19 protein-coding genes are annotated in these 17,548 nt (G+C 65.1%); 9 read left to right on the top strand and 10 right to left on the bottom strand.

The features are described 5' to 3' along the window. The first annotated feature begins 129 nt into the window (after positions 1-129). The 3 genes from B2P87_RS01170 to B2P87_RS01180 all read left to right on the top strand — a co-directional run bounded on the left by B2P87_RS01170 (position 130) and on the right by B2P87_RS01180 (position 4,523). A complete protein-coding gene (locus tag B2P87_RS01170; protein WP_141891458.1) occupies positions 130-3,585 on the top strand; it encodes a chromosome segregation SMC family protein in 3,456 nt (1,151 codons plus the stop codon). 55 nt (positions 3,586-3,640) lie between these two features. Further along, a complete protein-coding gene (locus B2P87_RS01175; RefSeq protein WP_141891457.1) occupies positions 3,641-4,108 on the top strand; it encodes a YbjN domain-containing protein in 468 nt (155 codons plus the stop codon). A gap of 70 nt (positions 4,109-4,178) precedes the next feature. Beyond that, complete coding sequence (locus tag B2P87_RS01180) at positions 4,179-4,523, top strand: hypothetical protein (protein ID WP_414671954.1); 345 nt, start codon at positions 4,179-4,181, stop codon at positions 4,521-4,523. Here the strand turns inward: B2P87_RS01180 and B2P87_RS01185 are convergent. From B2P87_RS01185 to B2P87_RS01200, 4 genes are all read right to left on the bottom strand, one after another. After that, positions 4,520-5,689 (bottom strand): lytic murein transglycosylase, encoded by a 1,170-nt coding sequence (locus B2P87_RS01185; RefSeq protein ID WP_141891455.1) that lies wholly within the window; start codon positions 5,687-5,689, stop codon positions 4,520-4,522. The two genes, B2P87_RS01180 and B2P87_RS01185, sit on opposite strands and share 4 nt — an antisense overlap. Before the next feature lie 45 nt (positions 5,690-5,734). After that, on the bottom strand, positions 5,735-6,646 hold the full coding sequence (gene cbiB / locus B2P87_RS01190) for an adenosylcobinamide-phosphate synthase CbiB (RefSeq protein ID WP_141891454.1): 912 nt from the start codon (positions 6,644-6,646) through the stop codon (positions 5,735-5,737). Next, complete coding sequence (locus tag B2P87_RS01195) at positions 6,643-7,605, bottom strand: threonine-phosphate decarboxylase (protein WP_167510267.1); 963 nt, start codon at positions 7,603-7,605, stop codon at positions 6,643-6,645. The genes cbiB and B2P87_RS01195 overlap by 4 nt, the downstream gene beginning before the upstream one ends. A gap of 149 nt (positions 7,606-7,754) precedes the next feature. After that, complete coding sequence (locus tag B2P87_RS01200; RefSeq protein ID WP_141891452.1) at positions 7,755-8,729, bottom strand: glutathione S-transferase family protein; 975 nt, start codon at positions 8,727-8,729, stop codon at positions 7,755-7,757. Positions 8,730-8,944: 215 nt separating this feature from the next. On the opposite strand from B2P87_RS01200, the gene B2P87_RS01205 reads away from it, so the two are divergent. Next, on the top strand, positions 8,945-9,313 hold the full coding sequence (locus B2P87_RS01205; RefSeq protein ID WP_058286483.1) for a hypothetical protein: 369 nt from the start codon (positions 8,945-8,947) through the stop codon (positions 9,311-9,313). Positions 9,314-9,322: 9 nt separating this feature from the next. Here the strand turns inward: B2P87_RS01205 and B2P87_RS01210 are convergent, their stop codons facing one another. Together B2P87_RS01210 and B2P87_RS01215 are read right to left on the bottom strand one after the other, a co-directional pair. Beyond that, positions 9,323-9,850, bottom strand: coding sequence for a L,D-transpeptidase family protein (locus tag B2P87_RS01210; RefSeq protein ID WP_058286484.1), 528 nt, complete (start codon positions 9,848-9,850; stop codon positions 9,323-9,325). A 2-nt stretch (positions 9,851-9,852) separates the two neighbouring features. After that, positions 9,853-11,025, bottom strand: coding sequence for a MalY/PatB family protein (locus tag B2P87_RS01215; RefSeq protein ID WP_141891451.1), 1,173 nt, complete (start codon positions 11,023-11,025; stop codon positions 9,853-9,855). Positions 11,026-11,123: 98 nt separating this feature from the next. On the opposite strand from B2P87_RS01215, the gene def (B2P87_RS01220) reads away from it, so the two are divergent. From def (B2P87_RS01220) to B2P87_RS01240, 5 genes are all read left to right on the top strand, one after another. Continuing rightward, positions 11,124-11,642 (top strand): peptide deformylase, encoded by a 519-nt coding sequence (def, locus tag B2P87_RS01220; RefSeq protein WP_208764497.1) that lies wholly within the window; start codon positions 11,124-11,126, stop codon positions 11,640-11,642. Positions 11,643-11,656: 14 nt separating this feature from the next. Beyond that, positions 11,657-12,154: a peptide deformylase gene (gene def, locus B2P87_RS01225; protein ID WP_141891450.1), complete on the top strand. Its 498-nt coding sequence runs from the start codon at positions 11,657-11,659 to the stop codon at positions 12,152-12,154. Positions 12,155-12,320: 166 nt separating this feature from the next. Then, on the top strand, positions 12,321-13,226 hold the full coding sequence (fmt, locus tag B2P87_RS01230; RefSeq protein ID WP_141891449.1) for a methionyl-tRNA formyltransferase: 906 nt from the start codon (positions 12,321-12,323) through the stop codon (positions 13,224-13,226). 12 nt (positions 13,227-13,238) lie between these two features. Next, a complete protein-coding gene (locus tag B2P87_RS01235) occupies positions 13,239-13,475 on the top strand; it encodes a GlsB/YeaQ/YmgE family stress response membrane protein (protein WP_058286488.1) in 237 nt (78 codons plus the stop codon). A 130-nt stretch (positions 13,476-13,605) separates the two neighbouring features. Beyond that, positions 13,606-14,598 (top strand): glycosyltransferase family 2 protein, encoded by a 993-nt coding sequence (locus B2P87_RS01240; RefSeq protein WP_141891448.1) that lies wholly within the window; start codon positions 13,606-13,608, stop codon positions 14,596-14,598. A gap of 6 nt (positions 14,599-14,604) precedes the next feature. Here B2P87_RS01240 and B2P87_RS01245 read toward each other — a convergent pair whose 3' ends face one another. The 4 genes from B2P87_RS01245 to ispH form a co-directional block, all read right to left on the bottom strand. Continuing rightward, positions 14,605-15,228 (bottom strand): trimeric intracellular cation channel family protein, encoded by a 624-nt coding sequence (locus tag B2P87_RS01245; RefSeq protein ID WP_141891447.1) that lies wholly within the window; start codon positions 15,226-15,228, stop codon positions 14,605-14,607. A 16-nt stretch (positions 15,229-15,244) separates the two neighbouring features. Next, positions 15,245-15,709 (bottom strand): ribonuclease HI, encoded by a 465-nt coding sequence (rnhA, locus tag B2P87_RS01250; protein ID WP_141891446.1) that lies wholly within the window; start codon positions 15,707-15,709, stop codon positions 15,245-15,247. Further along, the gene (locus B2P87_RS01255; RefSeq protein WP_141891445.1) at positions 15,702-16,301 is read right to left on the bottom strand and encodes a class I SAM-dependent DNA methyltransferase; all 600 of its coding nucleotides are present in this window, start codon (positions 16,299-16,301) and stop codon (positions 15,702-15,704) included. Before B2P87_RS01255 ends, rnhA begins: the two co-directional genes overlap by 8 nt. Before the next feature lie 220 nt (positions 16,302-16,521). Beyond that, entirely contained in the window at positions 16,522-17,472 is a 951-nt protein-coding gene (ispH, locus tag B2P87_RS01260) for a 4-hydroxy-3-methylbut-2-enyl diphosphate reductase (protein ID WP_141891444.1), read from the bottom strand. Between the last annotated feature and the right edge of the window lie 76 nt (positions 17,473-17,548).

Below are 17,548 nucleotides of genomic sequence, written 5' to 3' on the forward strand. Positions count from 1 at the left end.
AACGGGCAGTTTATCCACAAGATATAGTGTGGATTGATCCGCATTCGCCCCGATTTGGGGGTGCGGAGCGTTGACACACGCGATAAGACCCGCTGAACTTTCTCCATACGGAATCACGAAGGGGCAGCTTTGCGGTTTTCCAAGCTCAGGCTGAACGGCTTCAAAAGCTTTGTTGATCCAACCGAACTGGTCATAGCCGATGGGCTGACAGGGGTTGTGGGTCCAAACGGTTGCGGCAAATCCAATCTTCTCGAAGCGTTGCGCTGGGTGATGGGCGAGACCCGCGCCAAGGCGATGCGCGGCGGCGGCATGGAGGATGTGATCTTTGCCGGCACCACGTCGCGGCCCGCGCGCAACTTTGCCGAGGTGAGCCTGCAGATAGACAACTCGGAACGGCTGGCGCCCTCCGGGTTCAATGACAGCGATATTCTGGAGATCGTGCGGCGGATCACCCGTGATGTGGGCAGCGCCTACAAATCCAACGGCAAGGACGTGCGGGCGCGTGACGTGCAGATGCTGTTTGCCGATGCCTCCACCGGGGCGCATTCGCCGGCGCTGGTGCGGCAGGGGCAGATTGCCGAGCTGATCAATGCCAAGCCGAAGGCGCGGCGGCGGATCCTGGAAGAGGCGGCGGGGATCTCCGGCCTGTATCAGCGGCGTCACGAGGCGGAGCTGAAGCTGAAGAACACCGAGGCCAACCTGCTGCGTGTCGATGACGTGATCGAGCAGCTGGCGGCGCAGCTGTCGCAGCTGGCCAAGCAGGCGCGGCAGGCACAGCGCTATCGCGAGATCGGCGAAAAGCTGCGGTTGTCCGAAGGCATGCTGCTGTACCGGCGCTGGCGCGAGGCGGATGAGGCGCGGCTGGCCTCCGAGGATGAACTGCGGGCGCGGGTCGAGCAGGCGTCGAAGGCCGAGGCGCTGGTGCGCGCGGCCGCGGCGCAGCGCGGCACGTTTGAGGAAAAGCTGCCGCCCCTGCGCGAGGAGGAGGCCATTGCCGCCGCCGTGCTGCAGCGGCTGGTGGTGCAGCGGGATTCGCTGAGCGATCAGGAGGCGCAGGCGCGCCAGGCGATCGAGCGGCTTAGCAGCCGGATTGTCCAGCTGGGCAATGACATTGAGCGCGAGTCCGGGCTGAACAACGACGCGGGCCAAACCATCGAGCGGCTGGAATGGGAACAGCGCGAGCTGTCCAAGGCCGGCGACGGGCACGACGGCAGGCTGGCCGAGGCGGCGGAGCTGGCCCGCGATGCGGGGTCGATCCTGCAGGCGCGCGAGGACCATCTGGCGCAAGTGACCGAGGATGTCGCCCGTCTGGCCGCGCGCCACCAGTCGGCACGCCGTGCGGTTGAGGATTGCCAGCGGGCGCTTGGCCGCTCGGAAGGCGAAGCGGAAAAGGCCCGTGCCGCACAGGGCGAGGCGCGGCAGGCGCTGGGTCTGGCGGCGGAGAAGTTCGAGGCTGCCATGACGTCCGAAGAGGAGGCCCGCGAGGCCTCTGAAGCGGCGGAGGAGGCGCTGGCGGCTGCGGACGAGCTGCGGACGGAGACCCAGAGCCTTGAGGCGGAGGCGCGCTCGCAGCGGTCGGAAGCCGAAGGCGAGCTGGGCGCGTTGCGTGCCGAGGTGACCGCGCTGGCCAAGCTGGTGGAGCGCGACACGGCCGAGGGCGGCCAGATCCTGGACGAACTGACCGTGGCGCTGGGCTACGAAAAGGCGCTGGGGGCGGCTCTGGCCGATGACCTGCGGGCGCCGCTGGCGGAGGCGGACGGGCCGACCGGCTGGGTGTCCCTGCCGGGCTATGACCACGATGCAGAGCTTCCGGAGGGCGTGCAGCCGCTGGGGCTGTTTGTCTCTGGGCCGGAGGCGCTGTCGCGCCGGGTGGCGCAGATCGGGCTGGTGGATGGCGATGCCGCCGCCGGGCTGCAGGCGCAGCTGAAGCCGGGGCAGCGGCTGGTGACGGTTGAGGGCGACCTGTGGCGCTGGGACGGCTACCGCGCCTGGGCCGAGGATGCGCCGAGTGCTGCTGCGCTGCGGCTGGAGCAGCTGAACAAGCTGGAAGCGCTGAAGCAGGACATGGAGCGCGTCAGCGCCAAGGCCGAGGGCGCCCGCGGCGCGCATGAAATGCTGCTGCGCAAGCTGGAAGAGGTGACGCTGGCCGACCAGAACGCCCGCCAGGCGCGCCGGGTGGCGGATCAGCGGGTGGCGGATGCGGCCCGCGCGCTGAGCCGGGCGGAGGCGGACCGCAACCTGGCCGATGGCAAGCTGGAAACTCTGGGCATTGCGGTTTCCCGCCACGAGGAAGACGCACTGAATGCCAGCCTGCAGCTGAAAGAGGCGGAAAAGGCGCTGGGGGAACTTGGCGATCTGGATCAGGCGCGCGGGGCCGTTGAGGAGATCAAGCAGTCGGTTGAGGCCGCGCGGATCACCATGCTGACCCACCGCTCCAGTCATGACGAGCTGCGCCGCGAGGGCGAGGCCCGTACCAAGCGCACGCAGGAGGTGACCAAGGAGCTGTCAGGCTGGCGCCACCGGCTGGAAAGCGCCAAGCAGCGGATCGAGGAGCTGGCGGAGCGCCGCGAAGCCTCGCAGGAGGAACTGGAAGAGGCCAACGCGGTTCCGGCAGAAATCGCCGGGAAACGCGAAGAGCTGAACGAGGCGATTTCCGGCGCCGAGGCGCGCAAGTCCGCCGCCACCGAGGCGCTGATCGCCGCCGAGGCCGAGCTGCGCGACGCGGTTCAAAAGGAGCGCGAGTGCGAGCGGCTGGCGTCCGAGGCGCGCGAGGCGCGGGCACGCTCCGAGGCGCGCAGCGATGCGGCCAAGGATGCGGTGACCCAGGCCGCGGGCCGCATCATCGAGGCGCAGCAGATCACCCCGCAGGCCCTGCTGGAGAAGCTGGGCGTGTCGCCGGACGAAATGCCGCCTTCGGAAGGCCTGGAGGCGGATGTCGACCGCTACAAGCGCCAGCGCGACGCCCTGGGCGCGGTGAACCTGCGCGCCGAGGAGGACGCCCGAGGCGTGCAGAACGAACACGACACGCTGGTCGCCGAGAAACTGGACCTGGAAGGCGCGGTCAAGACCCTGCGCGACGGCATTGCCAGTTTGAACCGTGAGGGCCGCGAGCGGCTGCTGACCGCGTTTGAGCAGGTGAACAGCAGCTTTGCCATGCTGTTCACCCATCTGTTCGGCGGCGGTGAGGCCAATCTGGTGATGGTCGAAAGCGACGACCCGCTGGATGCGGGGCTTGAGATCATGTGCCAGCCGCCGGGCAAGAAGCTGTCGACCCTGTCGCTGCTGTCGGGCGGCGAGCAGACGCTGACCGCGATGGCGCTGATCTTTGCGGTGTTCCTGTCGAACCCGGCGCCGATTTGTGTGCTGGACGAGGTTGACGCGCCGCTGGATGACGCCAACGTCACCCGTTTTTGCGACCTGCTGGACGAAATGTGCCGCCAGACCGACACCCGTTTCTTGATCATCACCCACCACGCGGTGACGATGGCGCGGATGGACCGGCTTTTCGGCGTCACGATGCAGGAAAAGGGCGTCAGCCAGCTGGTTTCGGTTGACCTGAAAAAAGCAGAGGCGATGGTGGCCTGAGTTCTTGCGCCGGGGGATCGGCGCGGGGGCGCAAGACGTATTGGTGGAGACAAAAATGAGTATAGTTAAGGCGATTGCCGCCTCCGTGGCGCTGGTTCTGCCGGTGGCAGCTGCGGCCCAGAATGTGGTGGCCACGACCGGCGACAGCGTGGCTGACTTCTTTAAGGATGAGGGTGCGCAGGTGGAACTGACCACCGACAGCGTCGGCGATCCGAACGTCAAGGTTGAGTATTACGGCAACGACTTTTCGGTCTATTACTACGGCTGCGGCAACAACACCGATTGCAGCGCCATCCAATTCTTTTCAGGCTATCAGACCGATGGCAGCGTGCGCCTGGCCAAGATCAACGAGTGGAACACCGAAAACCGCTTTGCCCGCGGCTACATCTCCGAGGAAGGTGCAGCGCGGATCGAGATGGATGTGTTCATGGGCGCTGATGGGATGAGCCCGGATGACTTTGCCCAGGCGGTCAGCCTTTGGACCCGTGCGATGCAGGATTTCGAAGAGTTCATCGGCTGGTGAGCACGGTTGTCACCGGATCGTGACGGCGGGCTGAGAGAACAAACGCTAAGGTGGGGGCATGAAACGGATCATGCCCCTTTTCTTATGCCTGATGGCAGGTGCGGCCCAGGCTGCGGACTGGCAGCTGCGCCCGGGCGATGCCCCGTTCGTGCGGACTGAGCTGGAGGCGCTGCCGGGACGGTCTTTCCGCTTTTATGACGGCGGCGAGTCGCTTTATGGCCGCGACGGCGCCTATTCCTATACCTATTCGCAAGAAAACGGCGGCGGCACGGCCTGGGGCACGTACCGGATTGCCGGGGACGGCAGCATCTGCGTGGACTTCACAAACGGGTTTGGCCGCTGCGACCTGTTTGTCCGAAACGGCAGCCGGGTGATCCTGATCACCGAAAAGGGAGAACGCTTCCCGGTGCGCTAAAGCTTCTTCAGCAGCGCCGGGGTCGGCCATGCGTCGGCGGGCAGGCCGAGGCGGGCCTGCTCTTTCTGCACGGCAAGCCGGGTGCGGGCGCCGAGAATGCCGTCGATATCCCCGACATTGTGGCCGCGCGCCTGCAGTTTCTCTTGCAGCTGCTTCATCTGAGAGCCGCTCAGCCCGCTCTCAGGCCTGCCGGCCTTATAGACATCCGCGCCTTCCAGCCGGTTGGCGAAATAGGCGGCAGTCAGCGCATAGGTGAAGCTTTGGTTCCACTCGAAATAGACGTCAAAGTTGGGGTAGGCGAGGAAGGCCGGCCCCTTGTGCCCTTGCGGCAGCAGCAGGGAGGCGCGCATGGACGGATCCGGCAGGCTGCCGTCCCGCGCCGCAACGCCAAGCGCGCGCCACTCTGCCACGGTCTTCTTGCGGGCGGTGCCGGTCAGCGACAGGTCCATGCCGCCGGGAAGGGTGACCTCCTGCAGCCAGGGCTGTCCGGGCTGCCAGCCCAGGTGCGACAGCATCCGGGCGCCTGACATCAGCGCATCGGCGGCAGAGGTTTTCAGGCTGACCTTGCCGTCGCCGTCGGCATCGACGCCGTGCTCCAGGATGTCGCCGGGCAACATCTGCACCATGCCGATCTCTCCTGCCCAGGCGCCGGTGGTGCGCTTGGGGTCGAAATTGCCCTGCCGAAACATCTCCAGCGCGGAAAAGACCTGCGGCCGGAACAGTTCAGGGCGGCGGCAGTCGTGGGCCAGCGTCACCAGCGCGTCGCGGGTGTTGAAATCGCCCTGATAGCCGCCGTAATCGGTTTCCAGCGCCCAGAAGGCCAGCAGCACGCCGCGGTTGATGCCATAGGTGTTTTCGATGCGCTGGAAGGTGCTGTCGTGCCTTTGCGACATTTGCAGGCCGCGCCGCAGGCGGTCCTGCGAGATCAGGCGGCGGGAAAAGTCGATAAAGGGTTTCTGGAAGACACCCTGGGCCCGGTCGGCCTCAAGCACCCTGCGGTTCTGGCGGGTGCCGTCAAAGAAGGCGTTGACCGTGGTCATGCCGTAGCCGGCCTGCACCGCCTCGTCTTTCAAAAGCTTGACGAAATTCTGAAAGCCGCCGCCGCATTGGGCCGCCGCCGCTGCGGGCAGCAGGCTCACCGCGAGGGCAAAGGGCAATAGGCGCATAACTCCGGCGCTCCTTGTCTTTCCGCTCCCACAGGATCTTATGTGCTAGAAAAACGCGGCGATGGCAATGGTCAGGGCCAGGGTTATTGCCCAAGTTTTCCAAAGCAGGGTGACGGAGCGGGTTATGGTTTCGGCGCTGGCGCTTTTGGCGCCTTCGGCGTGGACCCAGGGAAAGTCGCGCATCTCGCCGTCATAGGACCGCGGACCGGCCAGAGCGGTGTCCAGGGCGCGCGCCATCGCAGCCTCGGGCCAGCCGGCGTTGGGCGAGCGGTGCTTGCGGGCGTCGGCGGCGATATCTTTCCAGTGGCGCAGCTGGCCGCCGGCCAAAGCGATCAGCAGGCCGGTCAGCCGCGCCGGGATCAGGTTCAGCAGGTCGTCCAGCCGGGCAGCGGCCCAGCCGAAGTCTTTGTAGCGGTCATTGCGGTAGCCGATCATGCTGTCGGCGGTATTGACCGCCTTGTAGATGATCAGCCCCGGCAGGCCGGCAACCAGGAACCAGAAGGCGGGCGCGATAACACCGTCCGACAGGTTTTCCGAGCCGCTTTCGATGGCGGAACGGGCAACTTGCGGTGCGGACATGGCGGCGGTGTCGCGGCTGACGATCATCGCCACCGCCTCCCGGCCTTCGGCCAGGCTGCTGCGCAGGCCCTTGGCGACTGCGGCGACATGTTCGGTCAAGGACCGCTGGGCGATCAGGACGGCGGCAACCAGGATCTCCACCAGCGCCCCGGGCAGCGCTAGAAGTTTGCCCAAGAAATAGCCGCCCAGGACCAGCGCGAGAGCCGCCAGCACGCCCTGAGCACGGCGGTTGCTGCCGGTGTTGAGCTTGCGGTCCAGGAAGCCAACTGCCTTTCCCATCAGAACTGCGGGGTGGGGCAGGCGGGACCACAGCCATTTCGGCTCGCCAAAGACGGCATCCAGCAGCAGGGCAAAAACCAGCATCGCCGCGGTGCTCATAACGCGGCCTCCAGCCGCTCCCAGCCGTCCGAAGGCGGCAGGCCCAGGCGCAGATAGGATTGCGAATAGGGGAAGATGCGGCTCCAGATATGGGCGCGTGCCAGCTTATGCTGCCAGGCGGCGGCGTCCTCCACGTTATAGAGCCGGAACAGGTCGGTGCCGCCGGCCAGGCTGGCGCCCTTGGCCAGCACCAGCTCATCCAGCCGGGCCGCATCCTGTCTGAGGCGGGTGCGGGTGGCCTCGGCCCATGGGCGGTCCTGCAAGGCCAGCGCCCCGGTGCGCAGGGCGGGACCTGAGACGGCCCAGGGGCCCTGCCAGGTGGCAAGCTTGGCGATCAATTCAGGATCGCCGATGGCAAAGCCCAGCCGCATCCCCGCGAGCCCCCAGAATTTGCCAAAGCTTTTCAGCACGATGACGCCGGGACGGGCGGCCATGCGGATCAGGCTCTGGTCCGGGCAGACATCGCAGAAGCTTTCGTCGATGATGGTGAGCGGTGAAGTGAAATGCTCTACGCTCCACAGGCGGCCGTCCGGATTGTTCGGGTGCACGACGACGCGGGCTTCGGCCGGGCCTTTATCGCGGATTATCCAGCCATGAGCCTCAAAGGCGGCGGCATGTTCGTTGTAGGTCGGCTTGGTGATTTGCACCCAGCGCGGCGCGGCGAGGGCGGGCAGGACGGCAATCAGCGCCGACGCGCCCGGCGCGGCAAGGACGGCTGCCTGCTCGGGGATGTTCCAGAACGCGCGGGCCGCGTGCTCAAGCTCCGCCAAGGCATCTGCATCGGGCAGCGCGCCCCAGTCGCCTGCGGTGAAGTCCGGCAGCGGGTAGGGGTGCGGGTTGATGCCCGTCGACAGGTCCATCCAGCCGCTGCGGGGTCCGCCGAATTCGGCCATCGCCGCGCTGAGGTTGCCGCCGTGATCGCGGGGCGGAGGAGCGTTTTCAAGCGGGCGTTCTGGCATCGCGGGCATCACCGGTGGATATTTCTCTCCAGGCTGATCGATTGCCATATGAGATTACCCGTTTCTTAAAGCAACCAGTTCAGTGCGTGAACTCCCTATTTGGTGCAGGATAAGCGGATCTGACGCCAGGTGGCGTCAGGCCGCAGGGGTCAGCCGCGGCGGTGCGGTTCCATCCAGTCAATCTCTGGATTGATCGGAATGATCCGGTGCGGGTTGATGGTGTCGTGGCTGTAATAATAGTGGCGCACGATGTGGTGCATCCCCACGGTCTCTGCCACGCCGGGCCATTGGTACAGCTCGCGGGTGTAGGCCCAGAGGTTCGGGTAATCCACCAGCCGCTTGCGGTTGCATTTGAAATGCACGTGGTAGACGGGGTCAAACCGCAGGAGGGTGGTAAACAGGCGCCAGTCGGCCTCGGTGATGCGGCTGCCCAGCAGATAGCGGTGCTGCGACAGCAGGTCCTCCAGCCAGTCCAGGCTTTCGAAAAGCGGCTCTATGGCGTCGTCATAGGCCTCTTGCGAGGTGGCAAAGCCGCATTTGTAGACGCCATTGTTCACGGAGCTGTAGACGCGGGCGTTGACCGCCTCGATCGGCTCGCGCAGCTCCTCCGGCCAATAGTCGTCGGTGTTGCCGGTGATCCCGTCGAAAGCCGAATTGAACATCCGGATGATCTCGGCGCTTTCGTTAGAGACGATGGTGTTCTGCACCTTGTCCCACAGCACAGGCACCGTCACCCGGCCGGTGTAGCCGGAATCGGCGCGGGTATAGATCTGGTGCAGGTGGGAGCTGCCGAAAAGGGAATCGCCAGTGGCGCCGTGGCTGTCGGTTTCAAACGTCCAGCCCTCGCCCAGCATGTCGGGATGCACGGCAGAGACGGAGATACGGTCTTCCAGCCCCTTCAGTTTGCTGAAGATCAGGGTGCGGTGCGCCCAGGGGCAAGCAAGCGAGACGTACAGGTGATAGCGCCCGCTTTCCGCCGGAAAGCCGCTCTCGCCCGAGGGGCCGGCGCTGCCGTCGGCGGTGACCCAGTTGCGGAACTGCGATTCGCTGCGCTTGAAGGCGCCGCCGGTGGAATCGGTGTCATACCACTGATCATGCCATTTTCCGTCGACCAGTAAGCCCATCGTGTCTGCTCCTGCTGTTGTGCAGCTCAAGCATAAGGACGGCGCGGCCTGGCGCCTATGCAGTGCAGCGCGCAAGCCCTCTGCGCCTCTGCACAGGGGTAACAAAATTGCGCTGCCAAAAATTTTACAGAAAAGTTCACTTGATTTTATCTATTTGTGACGCACCGTTGAATAAATGGACCTGTGATACCTCAAGCATCTGGAAGGCTGCCGCTATGAATACCTACGTTCCCAAGGCCGTGCAGGAAGCGCTCGATACCGCCCGCCTGCAGGGGATGCGAAAGAAGAGCAGGCTGCGGGTGATGGCGGACAATGAGCTGTATCCGGTGCTGCGGATCTGGAAAACGGGGTTCTCGGTCGAGGCGGAAACCGCACCGATGCTGCGCGGGCTGGTCGACATCTACGACGGCGCCCGTCATCTGTCGCAATGCCTGATTGTCGCCAGCGAGGAAGAGGGCGGCGAAATGCGGTATGAGTTCAAGCGTTCGACGCTTGCCTCCGACACGCCGCCGCTGGATTTCTACAAATCGCCGGACGCTCCCGCCGGGCTGATCCCCTTCGACCAGTCGCAGGGCAAGATCTGAGGCGGCAGGTCAGGGGCGGATTTCCACCTCGGTTCCGATCTCTGCCAGACGCCACAGCGTTTCCATCTGGTCATTGCTGACGGCGATGCAGCCAGCGGTCCAGTCGCCGGGCAAGGTGATCAGGTTTCCCACCGAATTCGGCTGCCCGTGAATGAAAATATCGCCGCCGGGACTGACTCCGGCGGCTTGCGCGCGGACGCGGTCTTTGGGCTGAGGGTAATCGATTCCCAGTGACAGGTGGTAGGCGCTGTTGGGGTTGCGCCTGTCGATCCTGAAGGTGCCTTCAGGGGTTTTGCCGTCGCCTTCCTGAAATTTGTCGCCCGCCGGTTCGAAACCCAGCGCAATGGGGAACTCCAGCACCGTCTCGCCGCCGCGGCTCGCGGTCAGGCGGCGGGCGGATTTCTCGATCAGGATGCGGTCGATCCGGTCCACCGCCGTCGCCTGCGGCGGCACAGGGCGCGGAGCGAAGGCCTGCCAGGTGGCCCAGGCGGCGCCGGTCAGGACGACCAGCGCCAGAAGCCGCAGCAGGCGCTTCATGGTTATTGCAGGTCCGAGAAGGCAGCGGTCAGGCGGCGGCAGGCGTCTTCGACCCGGGCGCGCTGGGTGGCCAGGTTGAAGCGTTCCATGAACTCGCCGCCGGTGCCGAAGCCGTCGCCGGGCGAGGTGGCGATTTTGGCGTCTTTCCGCAGCCGCTTGATGAATTCCTCGCGGCTCATACCGGTGCCGGAGAAATCGACCCAGGCCAGATAGGTGGATTGCAGCGGCAATGACTTCAGTCCCGGCAGCGCGTTGACCGCCTCGTCGAACAGTTTGCGGTTGCCCTCCAAGTGGGCGATCTGGGCATCGACCCATTCGGCGCCTTCGGGGGAGTAGGCCGCGGTGATCATGGCGACGCCAAGCGCGCTCGGGTCGTAATCCAGAGTGTTCAGCCGCTTGCGCATCGCGGCGCGCAGCTCCGGGTCCGGGATGATCATGTTGCCGGTGCGCTGCCCGGCGATGTTGAAGGTCTTGGAGGCGGCGGTGAGGGTGACGGTCCAGGCACGCGCCTCGGGCGCCGCCGCATCCATCGGGACAAAGGTGCTGCCGGGATAGACCAGATCGTGATGGATCTCGTCAGAGACCAGTATCAGATCGTTGCGCTTGGCAAATGCCGCCACCGCGCGCAGCTCCTCAGGGGTCCAGACCCGGCCCGATGGGTTCTGCGGCGAGCACCACAGCAGCAGCTTCTCGCTCCCGTTCAGGCGCGATTGCGCGTCGTCGAGATCCAGGTTGTAGGTATCGCCATCCCGCGCCAGCGGGCATTCGGTGACCCTGCGTCCGGCCTTGTTCACCTTGTGGGCAAACTCATGGTAGACGGGTGAAAAGATGACCACCCCGTCGCCGGGCCGGCTCCAGACATCCAGGCTCAGCGCGATGGCATTGCCCAGGCCTTGGGTGGTCAGCACCCAATCGGTTTCGATGTCCCAGCTGTGGCGGGTCTTCATCCACCACTGCACCGCCTGCAGATACTCCGGATGCTGCCAGGAGTAGCCGAAGACGCCATGTTCGGCGGCCCTTTTCAAGGCCTCGATGACACAGGGCGCGGTCTGAAAGTCGGAGTCCGCGGTCCACATCGCCAGACCGTCCTGCGGGGACACGCCGAACAGCGTCTCCATCTTGTCCCATTTTGAACTGTGGGTGCCGCGGCGGTCGATGATCGTGTCAAAATCCATATGGTGAACTCCCCTCTGATTGGAAGCGAGGCTAATCGCTGCAGCGGCAGGCGCAAGGGGGCGTTGCGATGGCGCGGCTGATCGCATACATGAAGCGCATGAAACGACAGATCCTGATCCATCCCGATCCCCGCCTGAAAAAGGTCTGCGCGGCAGTGCCGGACCTCAGCGATGAGTTGCGCGTGCTGGCGGATGACATGCTGGAAACCATGTATGCAGCCCCCGGCATCGGCCTGGCGGCGCCGCAGGTCGGTATCCTGCAGCGGCTGATCGTGCTGGACTGCGTCAAGGAAGAGGACGGCGACCCGCGCCCGCTGGTGATGTTCAACCCGGAAATCATCTCCTCCTCGGACGAAACCAACGTTTACGAGGAAGGCTGCCTGTCGATCCCGGATCAGTATGCCGAGGTGATCCGCCCCAAGGTGGTGGATGTCGAATGGATGGACCGCGACGGCAATGCGCAGCGCGAGGCGTTTGACGGGCTGTGGGCGACCTGCGTGCAGCATGAGATCGACCATCTGAACGGCAAGCTGTTCATCGATTACCTGAAGCCGCTCAAGCGCCAGATGATCACCCGCAAGATGCAGAAGCTGAAGCGCGAACGCGCCCGCGCCTGAGGAATCTTACAGACATGACCGTCCGCACCTGCCTGCCGTGGCCTGACAAGCGCCTGCGCACCAAGGCTGATGAGGTGACAGAGATCACCGATGAGATCCGCGAAATCTGGAATGATATGGTGGATACCATGGAGGCGATGCCGGGCGTGGGCCTGGCCGCCAACCAGATCGGCGTGATGCTGCGGCTGGCGGTGGTGGACGGCTCCACCGAGCGCGGTCGTGCGGTGAAGCTGGCAAATCCTGAGATCCTGCATGCCTCGATCGAGCTGCGCGAGCATGACGAGGCCAGCCCGAACCTGCCGGGTGTGTCGGCCAAGATCAAACGCCCGCGCGCCGTGACTGTCCGTTACTTGAACGAACAGGGCATGATCGACCGCAAGGATTTCGTGGGGATCGAGGCGACCTCGGTGCAGCACCAGATCGACCATCTGAACGGCAGGATGTATTTCGACCATCTGAGCAAGGTGAAGCGCGACATGCTGATCCGCAAGGCGAAGAAGCTGACCGGCTAAGGCTGGAGTTTGAACTTCCGGGCCGCTTGCGGCCCGGTTCGCGCCCGGCCCCGCCCCCAAGGGCGGGCGCGAAAGGCCCATTCCGGGACCGGGCGCGAACCTGCGTTGACGCAGGCAGGCCCCGCCGGATGTGCGGCACGGCAGCGGGGCAGGGACGGGAACGCCGATGCGTATTATTTTCATGGGAACGCCTGACTTCTCGGTGCCGGTGCTGGACGCGCTGGTGGAGGCCGGGCATGACATTGCCGCCGTCTATTGCCAGCCGCCCCGGCCTGCGGGCCGCGGCAAGAAGGACCGTCCGGCCCCCGTCCACGCCCGCGCCGCGGCCTTGGGGCTGGAGGTGCGCCACCCGGTCTCGCTGAAAGGCGCGCAGGAACAGGCGGCGTTTGCGGCGCTGAACGCGGATGTCGCCGTGGTCGTGGCCTACGGGCTGATCCTGCCGCAGGCCATTCTGGATGCGCCGCAGCACGGCTGCCTGAACATCCACGCGAGCCTGCTGCCGCGCTGGCGCGGTGCTGCGCCCATTCACCGGGCGATCATGGCGGGCGATGCCGAAACCGGCATCTGCATCATGCAGATGGAGGCGGGGCTGGACACCGGCCCGGTGCTGCTGCGCGAGGCCACTGCGATCGGGGCCGAGGAAACCACCGCCCAGCTGCACGACCGGCTGTCCGGAATGGGCGCGGGTCTGATCGTCGAGGCCCTGCGGCGCCTGCCGGAGCTGGCACCCGAGGTGCAGCCCGAAGAGGGCGTCACCTACGCCGAAAAGATCGACAAGGCGGAGGCACAGGTCGACTGGTCCCGTCCGGCGGCGGAGGTGGACCGCAAGATCCGCGGCCTGTCGCCCTTCCCCGGCGCCTGGTGCGAGATCGAAGGCCAGCGGGTCAAGCTGCTTGCATCAAAGCTGGCAGAGGGGCAGGGCGCGCCCGGCGAGGTGCTGGACGAAGCCCTGACCATTGCCTGCGGCACTGGTGCGGTGCAGCTGTTGCGCTTGCAACGGGCAGGCAAAAGTGCGCAGGATCCGGATGTATTCCTGCGCGGCTTCCCGGTTCCGAAGGGCAGCCGCCTGTAACCGGAGGCCGGCATGCCCATCATTGCCCTGATCATTATCGGTGCCGCGGCTGGCTTCCTGGCCACCCGGCTGATGCGTCTGGAAACGGACATTATCACCACGGTCTGCATCGGTATGGCCGGGGCGCTGCTGGGCGGGCTGGTACTGCGCGGCCTGCTTGCGGTTATGGGCTTCATGGCCGGTTTCATCGGCGCGGTGCTGGGCGCGCTTGTGCTGATCTGGCTCTGGCAGCGCTATACCGCCAGATAACCGGGGCTGAGGCGCGCGGGACACAGCCGGAGCGGGAAAGCGCAATTCCTGCTGCGCAGAGGATCTTGTTGGATAAGATAACGCAACCGCAGCCAAAAGCGGCGGGACCCGAGGCAGAGAGCATCAGAAAATGACACAGGACACTGGCCGCAGCGGCACGCCGAATGTGGTGGTCGTGACCACCATGAAGGACGAGGGCGCCTATATCCTCGATTGGATCTGCCACTATAAATCCATCGGTGTCAGCGATTTCGTGGTGTTCACCAACGACTGCTCGGACCCTACCGACCACATCTTGCGCTGCCTGCACCGGATGGGGGTGGTGGAGCACCGCTTCAACCGGGTGATGCGGCGCGGGCCGCACAAAAGCGCGCTGATGTGGGCCGAGTATGAGCCCAAGGTGGCCGGGGCCGACTGGGTGCTGGTGGTGGATGTCGACGAATTTCTGCAGATCAATACCGCGGACGGCACGCTGCCAGGCTTGCTGGCTGAGCGGCAGGACGCGGACGCGGTTTCATTTGTCTGGCGGATCTTCGGCAATGCAGGCGTGGGGACCGCGGACCATCCTGCGGTGCCGCAGGCCTTTGTCCGGGCCGAACCGGAGGAAGGCCAGGCGGATGAGCACCGGTTCTTCAAGACGGCTTTCCGCAACAACGGGAAGTTTGAGCGGATGGGCGTTCACCGCCCCTTCCTGGCGGTTGCGCCGGAGGATGTGAACTGGCAGCTGGCCGACGGCACCCGCCTGCCGCAGAATGAGCTGGAGGGCGTGCTGTATGTGCGCGGCAGCTACGGATACTCCGCTGCGCAGCTCAACCATTACGCGCTGCGCTCGCGCGACGGGTTCCTGAACAAGAAGGCCCGCGGCCGGGCCAATCATTTCACCGCCTCCATCGAACCCGGCTACTGGCACAAGTTCGACCGGAACGAGGAGGAGGACCGGCGGCTGGCGGACAATTTTGCTGCCGCGCTGGAGATCAAGGAAGACCTGCTGCGCGATGCCAGCTTGCGGGAATACCATGAAATGGCGCAGATCTGGCACCGCCGCCGCGGCCGCAAGGCCCGGATCAGCGATGAGGGGCAGGCGTTTCTGAAAGCCATGGAGGAGAGCCGCAAAAACGCCTGAACCGGCTCAGCTGCGGGGCGGGCGGCTTTTGTAGACGGGCAGGTGCCAGCCGAACAGGATGGAGCCCGCGCGCAGGGTCCAGCAGACGCCAGCGCAGGCGAGCAGGGCAAACCGCAGCTCAAGCCCCGCGGACATTGCCAGCACGGCGGTGATTGCACCGGCCATCGCGCAGGTGATGTACAGCTCGCCCTGTTTCAGGACCAGCGGCACCTCGTTGCAGACCACATCGCGCATCAGCCCGCCCAGCGAGCCGGTCGCCATGCCCATCAGCACAACGATCACCGGCTCCTTTCCCAGCGCAATCGCTGCACCGGTGCCCGCGGGCACCGCAATCGCCAGGGCGAAACTGTCCAGCCAGATCACCCAGCGCATCCGGCTTTCCACCAGATGCGCAGTAAAGAACACCGTCACCGCGGCGGCGGCTGCGAGCAGGATGTAGTTGGGGTCACCGATCCAGAACACCGGGTCCCGGTTCAGCAGCAGATCCCGCACCGTGCCGCCGCCAACCGCCGTCAGGCAGGCCACGAAGGCAAAGCCTACGATGTCGAGCTGTGCCCGGCTGGCAACCAGCGCCCCGGTCAGGGCGAAGATCAGCACCGAGGCGTAATCGAGCAGGGTCAGAAAGTTCATGCGGCGGCCCCGTGCATCAGGCGCCTTTCTTTTTCTTGAATGGCGCCATGCCGGCGCGCGCCAGTTCATCGGCGCGTTCGTTCTCGGGATGGCCTGCGTGGCCCTTGACCCATTCCCAGGTTACCTTATGGCGCCGCTGGGCCTCGTCCAGCCGCTGCCACAGCTCGACGTTTTTCACCGGCTTCTTGTTCGAGGTTTTCCAGCCGTTCTTCTTCCAGCCGAAGATCCAGCCGGTGACGCCGTTCTTCACATAGGCGGAATCGGTGACCACGGTGATCGTGGAGGGCCGCGCCAGGCTTTCCAGCGCATTGATCGCGGCCAGCAGTTCCATCCGGTTGTTGGTGGTCTCACCCTCGCCGCCGCTCAGTTCCTTTTCCTTGACGATGGAGTCACCGTCCATGGCGCGCAGCAGAACGCCCCAGCCGCCGGGGCCGGGATTTCCGGAACAGGCGCCGTCGGTATAAGCAAACAGTTCAGGCATGGGCGGTCAGGATCACGTAGGTTTCAACGCCGCCGGCCAGGCCCTGGCCATTGCCGCGGCGGGTCCGGGTGACGGTGAAGCCCGCGTCTTGAAGCAGATTATTCAATTCATCCTCGCTGTAATAGGCATAGAAACGTCCCAGCTTGTCACGCCCTTCGCCGTCTCCGAGCTTCATGCCAATATGGAAGATACCACCGGGGTTCAAGGCGCGATGAACCTGCGCCAGATGTCCGGGCAGGCCAGCCCGCGGCGCGTGCAGCAAGCTGAAGTTGGCCCAGATGCCATCGAAAGGGCCTTTACCTCTCACTGCTTCGAAGGTGGCGACCTCAACCTCGATCCCGAAACCGGATTTCGCCAGGTCCGCCATCTCGGGCGAGGCATCCATGGCGGAAACCGTGAACCCCATTTCCTTGAAACGGGCGGCCCAATGGCCCGGACCGCAGCCCAGATCCAGAATGCGGGCGCCGGCTGGCAGCCGGGCAGTGAAGGCCGCGAAATCCGGATCGTGAAAACTGTCGTCGGCCCGGGCAAAGCCGCCGGCATAGGCCTGCGCTGCTTCCGCGTAGACTTGCAGGGTTTTCCGGTCGCTCATCTCCCGCCTCCGCTCTGTGAAAGGGCCGGTTCAGGCGCGTTCCGGCGCCAGCATTCGGATGACGCCCGTGACGGGGGAGAGGATGACTAAAAATGCAGTGATCAGAAAGTGCTGGGTGATCATGAAAACGGCTCCAAAAAATGCCCGCGGACTAAGGCGTAGCACGATTAGCCCGCGGCGGGTGCGTTTTCTGTAACCGGATTGGCCGCCCGCAGAGAAGTCACGCAGGCTGCCGCAGGACGCGGGGGACTTTGAATTCCACCGTTTCGACCGCGGTCTCAACCACCTCAACCGTCACGTCGTACCGCTCCCGGAAGGCGTCGATCACCTCGTTCACCAGCAGTTCCGGGGCAGAGGCGCCGGCGGTGATCGCAATGGAGCGGATGCCTTCCAGCGCGCGCCAGTCGATGTTTTCGGCGCGCTGCACCAGCTGGGCGTACGCACAGCCGTTTTTGGCGCCGACCTCAACCAGCCGGCGGGAGTTCGAGGAGTTCGGCGCGCCGACCACCAGCAGGGCGTCCGACTTGGGCGCCACCGATTTCACCGCCTCCTGGCGGTTGGTGGTGGCATAGCAGATATCTTCCTTGTGCGGGCCGATGATGTTCGGGAAACGCTCTTCCAGCGCCGCAACGATGCCCTTGGTGTCATCGACCGACAGGGTGGTCTGGGTAACATAGGCCAGACGGTCCGGGTCGCGCACCTCAACCGTTGCCACATCCGCTGCGGTTTCGACCAGCAGAACCTCGCCTTCAGGCAGCTGGCCCATGGTGCCGATGGTTTCCGGGTGGCCCTTGTGGCCGATCATGATCATCTGCAAACCGGCCTCGGCATGGCGCTGGGCCTCGATATGCACTTTGGAGACCAGCGGGCAGGTGGCATCGACGTAGATCATCTCGCGCGCCTCAGCCGCGGCGGGCACCGATTTCGGCACCCCGTGGGCGGAGAAGATCACCGGCCGGTCGTCGGGGCATTCGTCCAGCTCCTCGACAAACAGCGCGCCTTTTTCGCGCAAGGAATCGACCACGAATTTGTTGTGCACGATTTCATGGCGCACATAGACCGGCGCCCCCCATTTGCCGATCGCCATTTCGACGATCTTGATGGCGCGGTCCACTCCGGCGCAAAAGCCGCGCGGCGCTGCGAGGTAGAGGGTCAGGGCTGGCTTGGTCATGGGCGTCTCCTTGGGCGCCAGAGGTAAGCGGTTCAGGCGGCGAGGTCCAGTGCCCGGGCGGTCTCACAGGTTTGTG

Source organism: Leisingera sp. UBA4491, from assembly GCF_002388965.1.
GTDB lineage: Bacteria > Pseudomonadota > Alphaproteobacteria > Rhodobacterales > Rhodobacteraceae > Leisingera > Leisingera aquaemixtae.